Source organism: Pseudoalteromonas sp. BSi20495, assembly GCF_000241185.1.
GTDB classification, from domain to species: Bacteria; Pseudomonadota; Gammaproteobacteria; order Enterobacterales; family Alteromonadaceae; genus Pseudoalteromonas; species Pseudoalteromonas fuliginea.
This window is the reverse complement of sequence record NZ_BADY01000043.1, coordinates 1-1,050: the sequence shown is the minus strand read 5'-3', so window position 1 is coordinate 1,050 and position 1,050 is coordinate 1. Positions and strand designations below refer to the sequence as shown.

At 42.1% G+C, this 1,050-nt stretch carries 1 protein-coding gene; it reads right to left on the bottom strand.

From position 1 onward, the window contains the following. Positions 1-953: IS30 family transposase (locus P20495_RS20345; RefSeq protein ID WP_033015361.1), on the bottom strand; the 953-nt coding region annotated here is incomplete at its 3' end. Positions 954-1,050: the final 97 nt, after the last annotated feature.

Below are 1,050 nucleotides of genomic sequence, written 5' to 3'. Positions count from 1 at the left end.
GCCAAGTGATCCTGCATCAATTTTGCAGGCGTTTCAAATCCAAGTGTCTTTCTCGGACGATTATTAAGTTGCTCAAGTACTGGTATAACTTGCGCTGGTGTTACCGCCTTAAAATCTGTGCTCTTCGGCCAATACTGGCGTAGTAATCCATTCGTGTTTTCATTCAATCCGCGCTCCCATGAGTGATAAGGGTGAGCAAAATAAACAGGAACACTTAATGCCTTTGTGATTTGCTCATGATAAGCGAACTCTTTTCCATTGTCAGCCGTTATGGTATGAAGCGCTGACCTATATGGCCTTAATAGTTCTATCGTCGCCGCAGTGACGGCTTGTGCTGTTTTTCCTGCCACCTGAGTTGATACAGTGAATTGGGTGACCCGCTCTACAATGGTAACAAGGGCGCCTCGATGGCCTTTACCTATGACGGTATCTATTTCCCAATCTCCGATACGGCCTTTCTCATCAACTATTTGTGGACGTTCTTCAATGCTAACGCGATTTTTTATTTGTCCTCGGTTTGTCTTACCATGACTGCGCTTGTGATATTTCTTACCGTGTCGGCGTAGATGTAGGTATAACTCACCACCTGCTTTTTTATTTTCCCAGATATATAGATAAATGCATTCATGACTGACAGATTGTTTATTTTCCTTGCGCAACCATCCCGTTATTTGTTCAGGACTCCACTTCTCATTAAGCTTCTGGGTAATTAAAGCCATCATTTCAAGTGTCATCTTAAGTGGTTTTCTTGCACTTCTTCGGCGAGACAAAGCCCGCTCATGAGCTTGTTTGTATCTGTAACCTCGCTTGCCTGTATTTCTAGAAAGCTCTCTTGAAATCGTAGATTGCGATAAATTAGTTAGCTCAGCAATACTTTGTTGCGTAAAACCGCTTTTCTTTAGAACAGCGATCTGGCATCTTTGCTCATAGGTCAGTTGTTTGTAATGTCTCATTGTAAAATCTCTTGCCGGAGAAAAAGCAGTTAGCTTATGAGCAACTGACCACTTAATCTAGTCAAAACAAGTTATGCACTTACAATTTGAATCTAGG